This is a genomic window from Pseudomonas sp. P179, assembly GCF_000478485.2.
Classification (GTDB): domain Bacteria; phylum Pseudomonadota; class Gammaproteobacteria; order Pseudomonadales; family Pseudomonadaceae; genus Pseudomonas; species Pseudomonas aeruginosa.
In genome coordinates, this window is sequence record NZ_KI517354.1 from 5,941,632 (window position 1) to 5,958,729 (window position 17,098).

Annotated in this window: 12 protein-coding genes and 1 tRNA gene; 7 read left to right on the forward strand and 6 right to left on the reverse strand. The window is 62.5% G+C overall.

Going from position 1 to position 17,098, the window contains the following annotated elements; all coding sequences use genetic code 11:
• Positions 1 to 165: 165 nt before the first annotated feature.
• The 7 genes from tig to HMPREF1224_RS39780 all read left to right on the forward strand — a co-directional run bounded on the left by tig (position 166) and on the right by HMPREF1224_RS39780 (position 8,629).
• Complete coding sequence (gene tig / locus HMPREF1224_RS39750; protein WP_010794047.1) at positions 166 to 1,476, forward strand: trigger factor; 1,311 nt, start codon at positions 166 to 168, stop codon at positions 1,474 to 1,476.
• A gap of 93 nt (positions 1,477 to 1,569) precedes the next feature.
• Complete coding sequence (clpP, locus tag HMPREF1224_RS39755; RefSeq protein ID WP_003098129.1) at positions 1,570 to 2,211, forward strand: ATP-dependent Clp endopeptidase proteolytic subunit ClpP; 642 nt, start codon at positions 1,570 to 1,572, stop codon at positions 2,209 to 2,211.
• Between the two features lie 104 nt (positions 2,212 to 2,315).
• Positions 2,316 to 3,596 (forward strand): ATP-dependent Clp protease ATP-binding subunit ClpX, encoded by a 1,281-nt coding sequence (gene clpX / locus HMPREF1224_RS39760; RefSeq protein ID WP_003087924.1) that lies wholly within the window; start codon positions 2,316 to 2,318, stop codon positions 3,594 to 3,596.
• A 131-nt stretch (positions 3,597 to 3,727) separates the two neighbouring features.
• Positions 3,728 to 6,124: an endopeptidase La gene (lon, locus tag HMPREF1224_RS39765; protein ID WP_003087926.1), complete on the forward strand. Its 2,397-nt coding sequence runs from the start codon at positions 3,728 to 3,730 to the stop codon at positions 6,122 to 6,124.
• A 135-nt stretch (positions 6,125 to 6,259) separates the two neighbouring features.
• Positions 6,260 to 6,532, forward strand: coding sequence for a nucleoid-associated protein HU-beta (gene hupB, locus HMPREF1224_RS39770; protein ID WP_003087931.1), 273 nt, complete (start codon positions 6,260 to 6,262; stop codon positions 6,530 to 6,532).
• A gap of 51 nt (positions 6,533 to 6,583) precedes the next feature.
• Positions 6,584 to 6,660: transfer RNA gene (locus HMPREF1224_RS39775), tRNA-Asp, on the forward strand.
• 103 nt (positions 6,661 to 6,763) lie between these two features.
• Positions 6,764 to 8,629, forward strand: coding sequence for a SurA N-terminal domain-containing protein (locus HMPREF1224_RS39780; protein ID WP_003120291.1), 1,866 nt, complete (start codon positions 6,764 to 6,766; stop codon positions 8,627 to 8,629).
• A 98-nt stretch (positions 8,630 to 8,727) separates the two neighbouring features.
• Here the strand turns inward: HMPREF1224_RS39780 and fabI are convergent, their stop codons facing one another.
• From fabI to HMPREF1224_RS39810, 6 genes are read right to left on the reverse strand one after another with little or no spacing between them, the layout of a single operon-like run.
• Positions 8,728 to 9,525: an enoyl-ACP reductase FabI gene (gene fabI / locus HMPREF1224_RS39785; protein ID WP_003087936.1), complete on the reverse strand. Its 798-nt coding sequence runs from the start codon at positions 9,523 to 9,525 to the stop codon at positions 8,728 to 8,730.
• Between the two features lie 21 nt (positions 9,526 to 9,546).
• Positions 9,547 to 11,157: an ABC transporter ATP-binding protein gene (locus HMPREF1224_RS39790; RefSeq protein WP_003087940.1), complete on the reverse strand. Its 1,611-nt coding sequence runs from the start codon at positions 11,155 to 11,157 to the stop codon at positions 9,547 to 9,549.
• A 1-nt stretch (position 11,158) separates the two neighbouring features.
• A complete protein-coding gene (locus HMPREF1224_RS39795) occupies positions 11,159 to 12,178 on the reverse strand; it encodes an ABC transporter permease (RefSeq protein ID WP_003087942.1) in 1,020 nt (339 codons plus the stop codon).
• Positions 12,179 to 12,182: 4 nt separating this feature from the next.
• Positions 12,183 to 13,265, reverse strand: coding sequence for a microcin C ABC transporter permease YejB (locus HMPREF1224_RS39800; protein WP_003098134.1), 1,083 nt, complete (start codon positions 13,263 to 13,265; stop codon positions 12,183 to 12,185).
• Between the two features lie 6 nt (positions 13,266 to 13,271).
• Positions 13,272 to 15,119, reverse strand: a complete 1,848-nt coding sequence (locus HMPREF1224_RS39805; RefSeq protein ID WP_003098136.1) for an extracellular solute-binding protein — start codon at positions 15,117 to 15,119, stop codon at positions 13,272 to 13,274.
• Positions 15,116 to 16,945, reverse strand: coding sequence for an extracellular solute-binding protein (locus HMPREF1224_RS39810; RefSeq protein WP_003098137.1), 1,830 nt, complete (start codon positions 16,943 to 16,945; stop codon positions 15,116 to 15,118). Before HMPREF1224_RS39810 ends, HMPREF1224_RS39805 begins: the two co-directional genes overlap by 4 nt.
• Positions 16,946 to 17,098 lie beyond the last annotated feature (153 nt).

Sequence of the window (17,098 nt, forward strand, 5' to 3'; positions counted from 1 at the left end):
GACTCGTTCGAGATCGGGCTGCGATCGGCGGAAGCGGCCGGAAACACCCCGGGGATCCGCCTGCACCCTGGCGGGGTGACTTCTGCTTTTCCCTCTACTAGAATGCATGCCCTTGATTCTGGGAGCCGGAAGGACCGGCTTACGTCTGTGCAACGAGGAATATCCATGCAAGTTTCTGTTGAAAGCACTTCCGCTCTTGAGCGCCGCATGACCGTTGGTGTGCCTGCCGAGCGTATCGAGACCGAAGTCAACAAGCGTCTGCAGCAGACCGCCCGTCGTGCCAAGATTCCAGGTTTCCGCCCCGGCAAGGTGCCGATGAGTGTCATTCGTCAGCGCTACGAAGCTTCCGCGCGCCAGGAAGCCATGGGCGATCTGATCCAGGAAACCTTCTACGAAGCCGTGGTCGAGCAGAAGCTGAATCCGGCCGGTTCGCCGTCGGTAGAGCCCAAGTCCTTCGAGAAAGGCAAGGACCTGGAATACATCGCAACCTTCGAAGTCTTCCCGGAATTTACCGTTTCCGGCCTGGAAGACATCAAGGTCGAGCGCCTGCAGGCCGAAGTTTCCGATGCTGATGTCGACAATATGCTCGACGTCCTGCGCAAGCAGAACACCCGTTTCGAAGTGGTCGAGCGTGCCGCCCAGAACGATGACCAGTTGAACATCGACTTCGTCGGCAAGATCGACGGCGAAGCCTTCGCCGGCGGTTCCGCCAAAGGCACCCTGCTGGTACTGGGCTCCGGTCGCATGATCGCCGGCTTCGAAGAAGGGCTGGTGGGGGCGAAGGCCGGTGAAGAGCGTGTGCTCAACCTGACCTTCCCCGAGGACTACCAGAACCTGGACCTGGCCAACAAGGCTGCCGAGTTCACCGTTACCGTCAATAGCGTAGCCGAGCCCAAGCTGCCGGAACTGAACGAAGAGTTCTTCGCTCTGTTCGGCGTGAAGGAAACCGGTCTCGATGGCTTCCGCGCCGAAGTGCAGAAGAACATGGAGCGCGAGCTGCGCCAGGCGATCAAGTCCAAGGTCAAGAACCAGGTCATGGAAGGTCTGCTGCAGGCCAACCCGATCGAAGTGCCCAAGGCCCTGATCGGCAACGAAGTGAACCGTCTGCGCGTGCAGGCCGTCCAGCAGTTCGGTGGCAACATCAAGCCTGACCAACTGCCGGCCGAGCTGTTCGAAGAGCAGGCCAAGCGCCGTGTGGTGCTGGGCCTGATCGTCGCCGAAATGGTCAAGCAGCACGAGCTGAAGGCCGACGAAGGTCGCGTTCGCGAAATGATCGAGGAAATGGCCTCGGCCTACCAGGAGCCCGAGCAGGTCGTCGCCTGGTACTTCAAGAACGAGCCCCAGCTGAACGAAGTCCGTTCTGTTGTACTGGAAGAACAAGTCGTAGATACTGTCCTGCAAAAGGCCACTGTGACCGATAAGCAGGTATCCTACGAAGAAGCGGTCAAGCCGGCCGAAGCTCCGCAAGCGGCCTGATTCGTTCCTCTCGTTCGAATCCCACAAGCCAGCCTTAGTGCTGGCTTGTGCGTCTTTGAGGCTTCACTATCTGTTAGGGAGTGATCGCAAGACATGTCTCGCAACTCTTTTATTCCGCACGTTCCCGATATCCAGGCCGCCGGTGGCCTGGTGCCCATGGTGGTGGAGCAGTCCGCCCGCGGCGAGCGAGCCTACGACATCTATTCGCGCCTGCTGAAGGAGCGGATCATCTTCCTGGTCGGCCAGGTCGAGGACTACATGGCCAACCTGGTGGTTGCCCAGTTGCTGTTCCTGGAGGCTGAAAATCCCGAGAAGGACATTCATCTCTACATCAACTCGCCGGGTGGTTCGGTGACTGCCGGGATGTCCATCTACGACACCATGCAGTTCATCAAGCCCAACGTCTCGACCACCTGTATCGGCCAGGCGTGCAGCATGGGTGCCCTGCTGCTTGCGGGCGGTGCCGCCGGCAAGCGCTACTGCCTGCCGCATTCGCGGATGATGATCCACCAGCCGCTGGGCGGTTTCCAGGGCCAGGCCTCGGATATCGAGATCCATGCCAAGGAAATCCTCTTCATCAAGGAGCGTCTGAACCAGATCCTGGCGCACCACACCGGCCAGCCCCTGGACGTCATTGCCCGCGATACCGATCGTGACCGCTTCATGAGCGGTGACGAAGCCGTCAAGTATGGCCTGATCGACAAGGTCATGACCCAGCGCGACCTGGCCGTCTAAGGCTCCGCAATACTGGCGGTCGAGACATTCGGCCGCCTCGTGGGCTTGAAAATGCCCACAATTGCCTTCATCTTGTGTTTGAAGCTACCCATTGGATCGATCGAATGACTGATACCCGCAACGGCGAGGACAACGGCAAGCTGCTGTATTGCTCCTTCTGCGGCAAGAGCCAGCACGAAGTGCGCAAGTTGATTGCCGGCCCCTCGGTCTTTATCTGCGACGAGTGTGTCGACCTGTGCAATGACATCATCCGCGAGGAGGTGCAGGAAGCGCAGGCGGAAAGTAGTGGGCACAAACTTCCGGCGCCGAAAGAGATCCGCACCATCCTCGATCAGTACGTGATCGGGCAGGAGCGGGCCAAGAAGGTTCTGGCGGTAGCGGTATACAACCACTACAAGCGCCTCAACCAGCGTGACAAGAAGGACGATATCGAGCTCGGCAAGAGCAACATTCTGATGATCGGCCCAACCGGCTCGGGCAAGACCCTGCTGGCCGAGACCCTCGCACGTCTGCTGAACGTGCCGTTCACCATCGCCGATGCGACCACGCTGACGGAAGCGGGCTACGTGGGCGAGGATGTCGAGAACATCATCCAGAAGCTCTTGCAGAAGTGCGATTACGATGTGGAGAAGGCCCAGATGGGTATCGTCTACATCGACGAGATCGACAAGATCTCCCGGAAATCGGACAACCCCTCCATCACTCGCGACGTTTCCGGCGAGGGTGTGCAGCAGGCCCTGCTGAAGCTCATCGAGGGCACCGTTGCCTCGGTACCGCCGCAGGGCGGTCGCAAGCATCCGCAGCAGGAGTTCCTGCAGGTCGATACGCGCAACATCCTGTTCATCTGCGGCGGCGCTTTCGCCGGTCTGGAGCGGGTCATCCAGAACCGTTCCGCGCGCGGCGGCATCGGTTTCAATGCCGAAGTGCGCAGTCAGGAGATGGGCAAGAAGGTCGGCGAGGCGTTCAAGGAAGTCGAGCCGGAAGATCTCGTCAAGTTCGGTCTTATTCCCGAGTTTGTAGGGCGTTTGCCGGTGATCGCGACTCTTGATGAACTCGATGAGGCTGCGCTCATGCAGATCCTGACCGAGCCGAAGAACGCTCTCACCAAGCAGTACGCCAAGCTGTTCGAGATGGAAGGCGTCGACCTCGAATTCCGTCCGGACGCACTCAAGGCGGTTGCCCGCAAGGCGCTCGAACGCAAGACCGGTGCACGTGGCTTGCGTTCAATTCTCGAAGGTATCCTTCTCGATACCATGTACGAGATTCCCTCCCAGCAGGATGTCAGCAAGGTGGTCATCGATGAGAGTGTCATCGATGGCTCGTCGCAACCCCTGATGATCTACGAGAACAGCGAAAAGCCAGCCAAGGCTGCGCCTGAGGCATGAAAGAGCAGGGGCCTTCGGGCCCCTTTTCTTTTCCGACTGGCACGCTTGTTTTTTCCCGGGCCTAACCCCATCTTAGGCTGAAAGGTCTTCCTATCTGTTTCGTGGCCAAGTGCCGCTGTAGAGCCGACATTATGAAAACACTCGTCGAATTGCCCTTGCTGCCGCTACGTGACGTGGTGGTGTACCCGCACATGGTCATCCCGTTGTTCGTCGGTCGGGAAAAGTCCATCGAGGCCCTGGAGGCAGCGATGACCGGCGACAAGCAAATCCTCCTGCTGGCGCAGAAAAACCCCGCGGACGATGATCCGGGCGAAGATGGCCTGTACCGCATGGGTACGGTCGCTACCGTGCTGCAGTTGCTCAAGCTGCCGGATGGCACCGTCAAGGTGCTGGTCGAAGGCGAGCAGCGCGGCCAGGTCGAGCGCTTCATCGAGGAGGAAGGGCACATTCGTGCCGCGGTCCAGGCCATCGATGACGCCAATGTCGGCGAGCGCGAGGCCGAGGTCTTCACTCGCAGCCTGCTGAGCCAGTTCGAGCAATACGTCCAGTTGGGCAAGAAAGTCCCCGCCGAGGTGCTTTCTTCGCTGAACAGCATCGACGAGCCGAGCAGGCTGGTCGATACCATGGCCGCGCACATGGCGCTGAAGATCGAGCAGAAGCAGGACATCCTGGAGATCACCGACCTGTCGTCGCGGGTTGAGCATGTCCTGGCGCTGCTGGATGCCGAGATCGACCTGCTGCAGGTGGAAAAGCGCATCCGCGGCCGGGTCAAGAAGCAGATGGAGCGCAGCCAGCGCGAGTACTACCTGAATGAGCAGATGAAGGCCATTCAGAAGGAACTCGGCGATATCGACGAAGGGCACAACGAAGTCGAGGAGCTGAAGAAGCGCATCGACGCCGCCGGCCTGACCAAGGAGGCGCACACCAAGGCCACTGCCGAGCTGAACAAGCTCAAGCAGATGTCGCCGATGTCGGCGGAAGCCACCGTGGTGCGTTCCTACATAGACTGGCTGCTGAACGTGCCGTGGAAGGCCGAGAGCAAGGTGCGCCATGATCTCGCCAAGGCGGAAGACATCCTCGATGCCGACCATTACGGCCTGGAAGAGGTCAAGGAGCGCATTCTCGAGTATCTCGCCGTGCAAAAGCGGGTGAAGAAGCTCAAGGGCCCAGTCCTTTGCCTGGTGGGGCCGCCCGGCGTGGGCAAGACCTCCCTGGCCGAATCCATCGCCCGCGCCACCAATCGCAAGTTCGTGCGCATGGCGCTCGGCGGCGTGCGTGACGAGGCCGAGATCCGCGGTCACCGTCGTACCTATATCGGCTCCATGCCGGGCCGCCTGATCCAGAAGATGACCAAGGTCGGCGTGCGCAACCCGCTGTTCCTCCTCGACGAAATCGACAAGATGGGCAGCGACATGCGCGGGGATCCCGCCTCGGCGCTGCTCGAGGTGCTCGACCCGGAGCAGAACCACAACTTCAACGATCACTACCTGGAAGTCGACTACGACCTGTCCGACGTGATGTTCCTCTGCACCGCGAACTCGATGAACATCCCGGCGCCCCTGCTGGATCGGATGGAAGTCATCCGCCTGCCGGGCTACACCGAGGACGAGAAGGTCAATATCGCCGCCAAGTACCTGATTCCGAAGCAGGTCCAGGCCAACGGCCTGAAGAAGGGCGAGCTGACCTTCGAGGAAGGCGCCCTGCGCGACATCATTCGCTACTACACCCGCGAAGCCGGGGTGCGCAGCCTTGAGCGGCAGATCGCCAAGGTCTGCCGCAAGGCGGTGAAGGAGCATGCCAAGCTCAAGCGTATCCAGGCGGTGGTGTCCAGCGAGACGCTGGAGAACTACCTCGGCGTGCGCAAGTTCCGTTATGGCCTCGCCGAACAGCAGGACCAGATCGGCCAGGTGACCGGGCTGGCCTGGACCCAGGTCGGCGGCGAGCTGCTTACCATCGAGGCGGCCGTGGTACCCGGCAAGGGCCAGTTGACCAAGACCGGATCGCTGGGCGACGTGATGGCGGAATCGATCACCGCGGCGTTGACCGTGGTGCGCAGCCGCGCCCAGAGCCTAGGAATCGCGGCGGACTTCCACGAGAAGCGTGACATCCATATCCACGTTCCGGAAGGCGCTACGCCGAAGGATGGCCCGAGCGCAGGCATCGGCATGTGCACGGCGCTGGTTTCGGCGATCACGCAGATCCCGGTGCGCGCCGACGTGGCAATGACCGGGGAGATCACCCTGCGTGGGCAGGTGCTGGCGATCGGCGGGCTGAAAGAAAAACTTTTGGCGGCGCACCGCGGCGGGATCAAGACGGTGATCATTCCCGAGGAAAATGTTCGCGACCTGAAGGAAATTCCGGACAATATTAAGAGTGATCTGGTTATTAAACCGGTTAAATGGATTGACGAAGTCCTGCAAATTGCGCTGCAATACGCCCCGGAGCCCTTGCCCGATGCGGCTCCGGAGATGGTTGCAAAGGATGAAAAACGCGAGCCTGATTCCAAGGAGCGAATTAGCACGCATTAGTCGGTAGGTATTCTTGACACTGTTTTTGGGCCCTTGTTATAAAGCGGCACTTGCTGAGTCAGTTGGCCTACCAGCGCAGAATTTCCTTACACCTAACACATAGAAACATACTCAACAGAAATAAGGGGACTTAGAGTGAACAAGTCGGAACTGATCGATGCAATTGCCGCATCTGCTGATATCCCGAAAGCTGTTGCCGGTCGCGCACTGGACGCAGTGATCGAGTCCGTCACTGGCGCCCTGAAGGCTGGTGACTCCGTCGTGCTGGTTGGTTTCGGCACCTTCGCTGTCAAAGAGCGCGCTGCTCGCACCGGTCGCAACCCGCAAACTGGCAAGCCGATCAAGATCGCCGCTGCCAAGATCCCGGGCTTCAAAGCCGGTAAAGCCCTGAAGGATGCTGTCAACTAAGCGTCTTTTGGGACTCGTTCTACCCAGGTCGGCCAAGGCTGGCCTGGCTGCGGAGCGGTAGTTCAGTCGGTTAGAATACCGGCCTGTCACGCCGGGGGTCGCGGGTTCGAGTCCCGTCCGCTCCGCCAGTTACGAGAAGGCGCATCCTCGGATGCGCCTTTCTTATATCCGCATCTCTTACCCACGCCGCGCCGCCCAAGACGGCTGGTCGTGGCAGTTTTTGGGGGCTGCATGCTGCAGAACATCAGGGATAATTCCCAGGGCTGGATCGCCAAGACCATCATTGGCGTGATCATCGTTCTCCTGTCGCTGACCGGCTTCGACGCGATCATCCGGGCCACCGACCACTCCAACGTGGCCGCCAAGGTCAACGGCGACGATATCAGTCTCAATGAAGTCCAACAGGCCGTGGACATGCAGCGTCGCCAGCTGCTGCAACGCCTGGGCAAGGATTTCGATCCATCCATGCTGGATGACAAGCTGCTCAAGGAAGCGGCCCTGAAGGGGCTGATCGAGCGTACCCTGCTGCTCCAGGCCGCCAAGGACGACAAGTTCGCTTTCTCCGACCAGGCGCTGGACCAGTTGATCCTGCAAACTCCCGAGTTCCAGGTCGACGGCAAGTTCAACGCGGATCGCTTCGACCAGGTCATCCGCCAGATGAACTACAGCCGCATGCAGTTCCGCCAGATGCTCGGCCAGGAAATGCTCATCGGCCAGCTTCGCGCCGGCCTGGCGGGCACCGGTTTCGTCACCGACAACGAATTGCAGTCCTTCGCTCGCCTCGAGAAGCAGACCCGCGACTTCGCCACCCTGGCGATCAAGGCCGACGCCTCCAAGAGCAGCGTGAGCGAGGACGAGGTGAAGGCCTTCTACGAAGGCCACAAGAGCGAGTTCATGACTCCCGAGCAGGTGGTCGTCGAATACGTGGAACTGAAGAAGTCCTCCTTCTTCGACCAGGTCAAGGTGAAGCAGGAAGACCTCGAGGCGTTGTACCAGAAAGAAATCGCCAACCTCTCCGAGCAGCGCGATGCCGCCCACATCCTGATCGAGGTGAACGACAAGGTCGGCGACGAGCAGGCCAAGGCGAAGATCGACGAGATCAAGGCTCGCCTGGCCAAGGGCGAGGATTTCGCCGCGCTGGCCAAGGAGTTCTCCCAGGATATCGGCTCGGCCGCCACCGGCGGCGACCTGGGCTACGCCGGCCGCGGCGTGTACGACCCCGCGTTCGAGGAGGCGCTGTATGCGCTGAAGCAAGGTGAGGTATCCGCCCCGGTGAAGACTCCGTACGGCTACCACCTGATCAAGCTGCTGGGCGTGCAGGCGCCGGAAGTACCGAGCCTGGAAAGCCTCAAGCCGAAGCTCGAGGACGAACTGAAGAAACAGATGGTCGAGCAGCGCTTCGTCGAGGCTACCAAGGACTTGGAAAGCTCCGCCTACGAAGCTGCCGACCTGAGCCAGCCGGCGCAGGAAATGGGCCTGAAGGTCCAGACCAGCCAGCCGTTCGGACGTTCGGGGGGCGACGGCATCGCTGCCAACCGCCAGATCGTGCAGACCGCGTTCAGCGCCGAGGTGCTGGAAGAAGCCGCCAACAGTGGCGCCATCGAGCTGGATCCGGACACCGTGGTGGTGCTGCGGGTCAAGGAACACAACAAGCCGAAGGAGCAACCGCTGGAGCAGGTCGCGGCGAACATCCGCGAGCGCCTGGCCGCCGAAAAGGCCGCCGAGGAGGCGCAGAAGCGTGGCGAGGCCCTGATCGCAGAGCTGCGTGAAGGCCGTACCTCTTCCGCAGCGGGGGAGTCGTGGAAAGTGGTCGAGGCGGCCTCCCGCGGCCAGGAAGGCGTCGATCCGAAACTGCTCCAGGCGGTGTTCCGTATGCAGCGTCCGGAGGCCAAGGACAAGCCTTCGCTCTCTGGCGTGACCCTGGCCAATGGCGATTACGTGGTGATCCGCCTGAATGGCGTCAGCGAGCCGGAGGAGGCTATCTCCGACGACGAGAAGGCCATGTACCGCCGCTTCCTGGCTTCGCGCAGCGGACAGGCAGACTTCGCCGCCTTCCGCCGTCAGTTGCAGGACAAGGCGGAAGTCGAGAAATACTGAGACCGAGATGCAGAGAAAAGGCCGCTTACGCGGCCTTTTCTTTATTCCTCCCATGAAAAATGGCCGCTCGAAGCGGCCATTTTTCATGGGCGGGGTGATCAGTCGTCGTCCAGCGGGCCCATGGCGGTAGTGTTGAAGCCGCCATCGACGTAGAGTATCTCGCCACTGATACCGCTGGCCAGGTCTGAACAGAGGAAGGCGCCGGCATTGCCGACTTCCTCGATGGTGACGTTGCGCCGCAGCGGCGTCTGCCGCTCGTTGGCGGCCAGCATCTTGCGGAAGCTCTTGATTCCGGAGGCGGCGAGCGTTCGGATCGGCCCGGCGGAAACCGCATTGACCCGGGTGCCTTCCGCGCCCAGGCTGCCGGCCAGGTAGCGGACCCCGGCCTCCAGGCTGGCCTTGGCCATGCCCATTACGTTGTAGTTCGGCATGGTCCGTTCGGCGCCCAGGTAGGAGAGGGTCAGCAGGCTGCCGTTGCGGCCCTTCATCATTTCCCGTCCGGCCTTGGCCAGGGCGATGAAGCTGTAGGCGCTGATGTCGTGGGCGATGCGGAAGCCCTCGCGGGTGGTCACCGCGGTGAAGTCGCCGTCGAGCTGATCGCCTGGAGCGAATCCGACGGAGTGGACGATGATGTCCAGGCCGTCCCAGTGCTTGCCCAGGGCGGCGAACACCGCTTCGATCTGGCTGTCGTCGGCCACGTCACAGGGGAAGCACAGCTCCGGCCGCGAGCCCCAGCCACTGGCGAACTCCTCCACCCGGCCCCTGAGCTTGTCGTTCTGGTAGGTGAAGGCCAGTTCGGCGCCTTCCCGGTGCATGGCGGCGGCGATGCCGGAAGCGATGGAGAGCTTGCTGGCGACTCCGACGATCAGGGCGCGTTTTCCTGTGAGAAATCCCATTGTCCGTTCCTTGTCTGCTACTCAGTTTTCCGCGCTTGCCGGGGCCATGAAGGCAGCCTCCAGCAATTGCTGCGTATAGGGATGTTGCGGCGAGGCGAAAACCGCTTCGGCGCTGCCCTGTTCCACTACCTTGCCATGTCGAACCACCATCAGCTGGTGGCTGAGCGCCTTGACCACCGCCAGGTCGTGGCTGATGAACAGGTAGGTGAGGTTGTACTTGCCCTGCAGTTGCCGCAGCAATTCCACGACCTGGCGCTGCACGGTGCGGTCGAGCGCCGAGGTCGGTTCGTCGAGCAGGATCAGTGCCGGTTTCAGCACCAGTGCCCGGGCGATGGCGATGCGCTGGCGCTGGCCGCCGGAGAATTCGTGGGGGTAACGGTAGCGGGTCTGCGGATCGAGCCCGACCTCCACCAGCGCGTCGATGATCGCCTGCTCCTGTTCGGCCTCGCTGCCGATCCTATGGATGCGCAGGCCTTCGCCGACGATCTCGCCGACACACATGCGTGGGCTGAGGCTGCCATACGGGTCCTGGAACACCACCTGCATCTCGCGGCGCAGCGGGCGCACGTCATGTTGCGCGAGACCGTCCAGCCGGGTGCCTTCGAAGCGGATGCCGCCCTGGCTTTCCAGCAGCCGCAGGATTGCCAGGCCAAGGGTCGACTTGCCCGAGCCGCTTTCGCCAACGATGCCCAGCGTCTGCCCGCGGGGTAGTTCGAAATTGACCCCGTCGACCGCCTTGACGTGGTCCACGGTGCGGCGGAACACGCCTTTGCGGATCGGGAACCAGACCCGCAGGTCGTCCACCGCCAACAGGGTTTCACCGGGCGGGTTGCTTGCCGGCGCACCGCTGGGCTCGGCGTTGAGCAGCTCGCGGGTATAGGGGTGTCGCGGGGCTGCGAAGAGTTCCTGGCAGGAAGCCTGCTCGACGATCCGCCCTTGTTGCATGACGCAGACGCGGTGGGCGATGCGCCGGACCAGGTTGAGGTCGTGGGTGATCAGCAGCAGGGACATGCCCAGGCGTGCCTGCAGGTCCTTGAGCAGATCGAGGATCTTCAACTGGACGGTGACGTCGAGCGCGGTGGTCGGTTCGTCGGCGATCAGCAGTTGCGGCTCGCAGGCCAGGGCCATGGCGATCATCACCCGCTGCCGCTGGCCGCCGGAGAGTTCGTGTGGATAGGCTTTCAGGCGCTTGGCCGGCTCGGGGATGCCGACCAGCTCGAGCAGTTCGAGAATTCTCGCGCTGGCCTTGGCGCCACCCAGGCCCTTGTGCAGGGCGAGGACCTCGGCGAGCTGCTTCTCGATGGTATGCAGCGGATTGAGCGAGGTCATGGGTTCCTGGAAGACCATGGCGATGCGGTTGCCGCGGATCCCGCGCAGGCGCCGTTCCGGGAGCTTGAGCAGATCCTCGCCCTGGTAGTGGATGCTGCCTGCTGGGTGGCTGGCGACGGAGTAGGGCAGCAGGCGCAGGATCGAGTGGGCGGTCACCGACTTGCCCGAGCCGCTTTCGCCGACCAGGGCCAGGGTCTCGCCCTGGCGGATGTCGAAGCTGACGCCTTCGACCACCCGCTGGCGTTGCTCGCCGGAGAGGAATTCGACGGCGAGGTCGCGGATTTCCAGAATGTTCTCGCTCATCTCATTTCCTCGGGTCGAAAGCGTCGCGGGCGGCTTCGCCGATGAACACCAGCAGGCTCAGCATGACCGCCAGCACCACGAAGGCGGAAATGCCCAGCCAGGGTGCCTGGAGGTTGGACTTGCCCTGGGCGACCAACTCGCCCAGCGACGGCGCGCCAGGCGGCAGGCCGAAGCCGAGGAAGTCCAAGGAGGTGAGGGTGCCGATGGCGCCGGTGAGGATGAACGGCATGAAGGTCAGGGTCGAGATCATCGCGTTCGGCAGGATGTGACGGAACATGATGGCGCTGTTGCGCATGCCGAGGGCCCGGGCGGCGCGGACGTATTCCAGGTTGCGCCCGCGGAGGAACTCGGCGCGGACCACGTCCACCAGGCTCATCCAGGAAAACAGCAGCATGATGCCCAGCAGCCACCAGAAGTTCGGCTGGACGAAGCTGGCCAGGATGATCAGCAGGTAGAGCACCGGCAGCCCCGACCAGACTTCCAGGAAACGCTGGCCGAGCAGGTCGACCCAGCCGCCGTAGTAGCCTTGCAGGGCGCCGACGGTGACGCCGATCAGAGAACTGAGCACGGTCAGGGTCAGGGCGAAGAGGATCGACACGCGGAAGCCGTAGATCACCCGGGCGAGCACGTCGCGGGCCTGGTCGTCGGTGCCCAGCCAGTTTTCCGCCGACGGCGGGGCGGGGGCGGGAACCTTCAGCTCGTAGTTGATGGTGTCGTAGCTGTAGGGGATCGGCGGCCAAAGCACCCAGCCGTCCTTCTCGGCGATCAGTTGGCTGATGTAGGGGCTCTTGTAGTTGGCTTCCAGGGGGAATTCGCCGCCGAAGGTGGTTTCCGGGTAGCGTTTGAAGACCGGGAAATACCAGCCGCCGTCGTAATGCACGACCAGCGGTTTGTCGTTGGCGATCAGTTCGGCGCCGAGGCTGCCGACGAACAGGATGAGGAACAGCCAGAGCGACCACCAGCCACGCTTGTTGCTCTTGAAGCGGGCCCAGCGGCGCTGGTTGATGGGAGACAGGCGCATCGGATTACTCCCGGTTCTCGAAGTCGATGCGCGGATCGACCAGGGTGTAGACGATATCGCTGATCAGCTTCATGACCAGCCCGAACAGGGTGAAGATGAACAGCGTGCCGAAGACCACCGGGTAGTCGCGGTTCATCGCCGCTTCGAAGCTGAGCAGGCCGAGGCCGTCGAGGGAGAAGATCACCTCGATCAACAGCGAACCGGTGAAGAAGATCCCCAGCAGCGCAGCCGGCAGGCCGGCAATCACCAGCAGCATGGCGTTGCGGAATACGTGCCCGTAGAGCACGCGGCGTTCGGTCAGGCCCTTGGCGCGGGCGGTGACCACGTATTGCTTGCCGATCTCGTCGAGGAAGCTGTTCTTGGTCAGCAGCGTGATGGTGGCGAAGTTGCCGATCACCAGGGCGGTTACCGGCAAGGCCAGGTGCCAGAAATAGTCGAGCACCTTGCCGCCGAGGCTGAGCTGGTCGAAGTTGTTCGAGGTCAGGCCGCGCAGGGGGAACCAGTCCCAGTAGCTGCCGCCGGCGAACAGCACCACCAGCAGGATGGCGAAGAGGAAGGCGGGAATGGCGTAGCCGACGATGATCGCCGAGCTGGTCCAGATGTCGAAGACGCTACCATGGCGGACCGCCTTGGCGATCCCCAGCGGGATCGACACCAGGTACATGATCAGCGTGCTCCAGAGCCCGAGCGAGATCGACACCGGCAATTTCTCGATGATCAGGTCGGTGACCTTGGCGTCGCGGAAGAAGCTCTGCCCGAAGTCCAGGTGCAGGTAGTTCTTCAGCATGATCATGAAGCGCTCGGGGGCCGACTTGTCGAAGCCGTACATGCGCTCGATCTCTTTCACCAGCTCCGGGTCCAGGCCTTGCGCGCCGCGGTATTGCGAGCCGGCCACGGCGACTTCGCCGCCGCCGCCGGAGATGCGCCCGGTGGCGCCGCCGGAAGCGGCGTCGAAGCCTTCCAGCTTGGCGATCATCTGCTCCACCGGACCGCCGGGAGCGGCCTGGATGATGATGAAGTTGATCAGCAGGATGCCGAACAGGGTAGGGACGATCAGCAGCAGGCGCCGCAGGATATAGGAGAGCATGCGGCGTTACTCCCGTTCCGGCTCGGCGTCTTGCGTGGCTTCGGCTTGCGCCTTGCTCGGCAGCGCCTTGTCGCTGGTCTGCCACCAGGTCATCAGGCCCCAGTCGTAGAGTGGCGTCACCTTCGGCCGGCCGAAACGGTTCCAGTAGGCGACCCGCCAGGTATCGACGTAGTAGTTGGGAACCACGTAGTAGCCCCACGACAGTACGCGGTCGAGGGCGCGGGTATGGTCGATCAGGCTTTGCCGCGAGTCGGACTGGATCAGGCTTTCCACCAGGCTGTCGATGGCCGGGTCCTTGAGGCCGATGAAGTTGCGGCTGCCGGCCTTGTCGGCGCTGCTGGAATGCCAGAACTCTCGCTGTTCGTTGCCTGGCGAGTTGGATTGCGGCCAGGTCGCCGAGGTCATGTCGAAATCCCGCGAGCGCAGGCGGTTGACGAACTGCGAGACGTCGACGCGACGGATCTGCATGTCGATGCCAAGTTCGGCCAGGTTGCGCTTGAACGGCAGGATGACCCGTTCCATGTTGGCCTGGAACAGCATGAACTCGAAGCTCAGTGGCTGGCCGTCGGGACCTACCATGCGGTTGTTCTCGATCCTGTAGCCGGCCTCGGTGAGCAACTGGTAGGCCTTGCGCCGCTGCTCGCGGATCACCCCGCTGCCGTCATTGACCGGATTCTGGAAGACCTGGTCGAAGGCCTCGTCGGGAATCTTGCCGCGCAGCGGTTCGAGGATCTTCAGCTCGGCTTCGCTGGGCAACTGGTGGGCGGCCATCTCCGAGTTCTCGAAATAGCTGTTGGTGCGCTTGTAGGAGCTGAAGAACAGCTGCTTGTTCGACCATTCGAAGTCGAACAGCAGGCTGATCGCCTGGCGTACCCGGCGGTCCTGGAACACCGGGCGGCGGATATTGAAGGCGAAGCCCTGCATCCCCACCGGGTTGTGGTTGTGGATGCTGGCCTTGATGAAGCGCCCGTCGCGCAATGCCGGCGACTCGTAGCCGGTGGCCCAGTCCTTCGCCGAATATTCGAGGTTGACGTCGTACTGGCCGGCCTTGAAGGCTTCCAGGGCGACCGACATGTCGCGATAGGAGTCGATGGTGATGGTGTCGAAGTTATAGAGTCCGCGGGAGACCGGAAGGTCCTTGGCCCACCAGTCCTTGACTCGCTCGTAGCTGATGGAGCGTCCCGGATCGACCTTGGCGATGCGGTAGGGACCGCTGCCTACCGGGATTTCCATGCCGGTCTTGGAAAAGTCGCGGTCGGCCCACCAGTGTTTCGGCAGGATCGCGATCTGCCCGAGGATCAGCGGCAGTTCGCGGTTGCCGGCGTGCTTGAAGTCGAAGCGCACGCGAAGCTTGTCCTCGGCGACCACCTTGTCGACGTCCGCATAGTAGTTGCGGTACATCGGGTCGCCCTTGCTCACCAGCGTCTCGAAGGTGAACACCACGTCTTCGGCGGTGACCGGCGTGCCATCGCTGAAACGGGCCTGGGGGCGCAGGTAGAAGCGCACGTAGCTGTTGTCCGGTGCCTTCTCGATCTTCTCCGCGAGCAGGCCGTATTCGGTGAACGGCTCGTCCTGCGACTGGAAGGCCAGGGTGTCGTAGATCAGGCCCAGCGAAGGGGCCGAGACGCCCTTGCCGATGAACGGGTTGAGGCTGTCGAAGCCGCCGAAGTCGGCCTGGCGGAGGATGCCGCCTTTTGGCGCATCCGGATTCACGTAGTCGAAATGCTTGAAATCGGCGGGATACTTCGGAGGCTCATCGTAGAGCGTCAGTGCATGTTTCGGGGCGGCGAGGAGCGGGCCGCAGCAGCCGAGCAGCAGGGCTGCCAGCAGAGGGGTGAAGCGGGGACGGATCATCGGGACGTCTCCAGGTTTTTCTGCCACCACGCGCGCAGGCCCAGGGTGTAGGGCGGGGTGGCGACGAAGGCGAAGCGGTTGCGGTACGCCAGACGGTGCGAATTGAGGTACCAGTTGGGAATGCTGTAGTACTGCCAGAGCAAGGTCCGGTCCAGGGCGCGCGCGGCGGCGACCTGTTCGTCGCGGCTGTGGGCGCCGAGCAGGCGGTTGAGCATGGCGTCGACCACCGGGTTGGCGATGCCCGCGTAATTCTTGCTGCCCTTGACCTTCACCTGGCTGGAGTGGAAGTACTGCCACTGTTCCAGGCCGGGACTGAGGGTCTGCGGCAGGGTCATGAGGATCATGTCGTAGTCGAACTGGTCCAGGCGCTGCTTGTATTGGGCGCGGTCGACGGTGCGCAGGCGCGCGTCGATGCCGATGCTGGCGAGGTTTTCGCGATAGGGCTGGAGAATACGCTCCAGGCTCGGATTGACCAGCAGGATTTCGAAGCGCAGCGGTTCGCCCTTTTTATTCAGCAGTCGGTCGCCGGACAGCTTCCAGCCGGCATCGGCCAGTAGACCGAGTGCATGCCTGAGGGTTTCACGGGGAATGCCGCGCCCCTCGGTGGTCGGCAGGCTGAACGGCTGTTTGAACAACTGCGCCGGCAATTGCTTGCGGTACGGCGACAGGTACAGCCATTCCTGGCCCTCCGGGACGCCGCTGGCGGCGAATTCGCTGTTCGGGTAGTAGCTGCGCGAGCGCAGGTAGGAATTGCTGAAGAGGGCGCGATTGGTCCATTCGAAGTCGAACATCTCGCCCAGCGCCTGGCGTAGCGCGCGCTCCTTGAACACGGCGCGACGGGTGTTCATGAACAACGCCTGGGTCTGGCTGGGGATCTGGTGCGGGATTTCCGTGCGGATCACATCGCCGCGCAGAACCGCGGGGAAGCGATAGTTGTTCAGCCAGTTCTTCGCCTGGTGCTCGATGTAGAAGTCGAACTCGCCGGCCTTGAAGGCTTCGAAGGCGACGCCGTTGTCCCGGTAGAAGTCCACCACGACCCGGTCGAAATTGTATTTGCCGCGGTTCACCGGCAGTTTTTCGCCCCACCAGCCCTTCACGCGTTCGAACACCAGGCGGCGCCCGGGATCGACCTCGACGATGCGATAGGGACCGCTGCCCAGCGGCGCGGTGAAGGTGGTGGCGCGGAAGTCGCGATCCTTCCAGTAATGCTGCGGCAGCACCGGAAGCTCGCCCAGGCGCAGGATCAGCAGCGGGTTGCCGGAGCGCCGCAGGACGAAACGCACCCGGTGGGAGGTGAGGATATCGACCCGCTTCACCTCCTGCAGGTAGGTGCGGTACATCGGGTGCCCCTGCTTGACCAGGGTGCGATAGGAAAAGGCCACGTCGCTGGCGGTGATCGGCCTGCCGTCGTGGAAGCGTGCTTCCGGCCGCAGGTTGAATACCACCCAGCTGCGGTTTTCCGCGTATTCCACGCTCTTCGCGATCAGGCCATAGCTGGAGGCTGGTTCGTCGCCGGACGGGTCGTACAGGCCGGTGCCCACCATCAATGGTTCGTTCAGCTCATTGACGCCGTACTGGAGGAAATCGCCGGTGCCGATCGGGCTGGTGCCTTTCAGGGTGTAGGGGTTGAGCGTGTCGAAGCTGCCCGAGGCCATCAGGCGCAAGGTGCCGCCTTTGGGGGCGTCGGGATTGGTCCAGTCGAAGTGCTGGAAATTGGCCGGATACTTGAGCGTGCCGAATTGGGCATAACCATGGCTCTGGGTAATCGCGGCGAAGCTGGGCAGGCTCACGGCCAGGCCGAGGATCAGGAAGGAGAGGCGACGCATCAGGCGTGTGTCCGGGTCCTTGGCTATTTTTGACAACGAATCGTCAGGCAACAGTAACACCTTGCCCGCACAGGAAAAAAGAGGGAGCGCGGGCCTGGCCGGCCTAGGGTCTGGGGTTCTGGCCGCGCTTGCGAAAACGCCACGCCGGCAGGA

Coding starts and splice junctions, on each gene's coding strand:
- HMPREF1224_RS39805 (WP_003098136.1), bottom strand. CDS start 15,119: ATGATCCGTCCCCGCTTCACCCCTCTGCTGGCAGCCCTGCTGCTCGGC.
- HMPREF1224_RS39780 (WP_003120291.1), top strand. CDS start 6,764: ATGCTGCAGAACATCAGGGATAATTCCCAGGGCTGGATCGCCAAGACC.
- clpX (WP_003087924.1), top strand. CDS start 2,316: ATGACTGATACCCGCAACGGCGAGGACAACGGCAAGCTGCTGTATTGC.
- HMPREF1224_RS39810 (WP_003098137.1), bottom strand. CDS start 16,945: ATGCGTCGCCTCTCCTTCCTGATCCTCGGCCTGGCCGTGAGCCTGCCC.
- HMPREF1224_RS39795 (WP_003087942.1), bottom strand. CDS start 12,178: ATGCGCCTGTCTCCCATCAACCAGCGCCGCTGGGCCCGCTTCAAGAGC.
- HMPREF1224_RS39800 (WP_003098134.1), bottom strand. CDS start 13,265: ATGCTCTCCTATATCCTGCGGCGCCTGCTGCTGATCGTCCCTACCCTG.
- lon (WP_003087926.1), top strand. CDS start 3,728: ATGAAAACACTCGTCGAATTGCCCTTGCTGCCGCTACGTGACGTGGTG.
- tig (WP_010794047.1), top strand. CDS start 166: ATGCAAGTTTCTGTTGAAAGCACTTCCGCTCTTGAGCGCCGCATGACC.
- HMPREF1224_RS39790 (WP_003087940.1), bottom strand. CDS start 11,157: ATGAGCGAGAACATTCTGGAAATCCGCGACCTCGCCGTCGAATTCCTC.
- clpP (WP_003098129.1), top strand. CDS start 1,570: ATGTCTCGCAACTCTTTTATTCCGCACGTTCCCGATATCCAGGCCGCC.
- fabI (WP_003087936.1), bottom strand. CDS start 9,525: ATGGGATTTCTCACAGGAAAACGCGCCCTGATCGTCGGAGTCGCCAGC.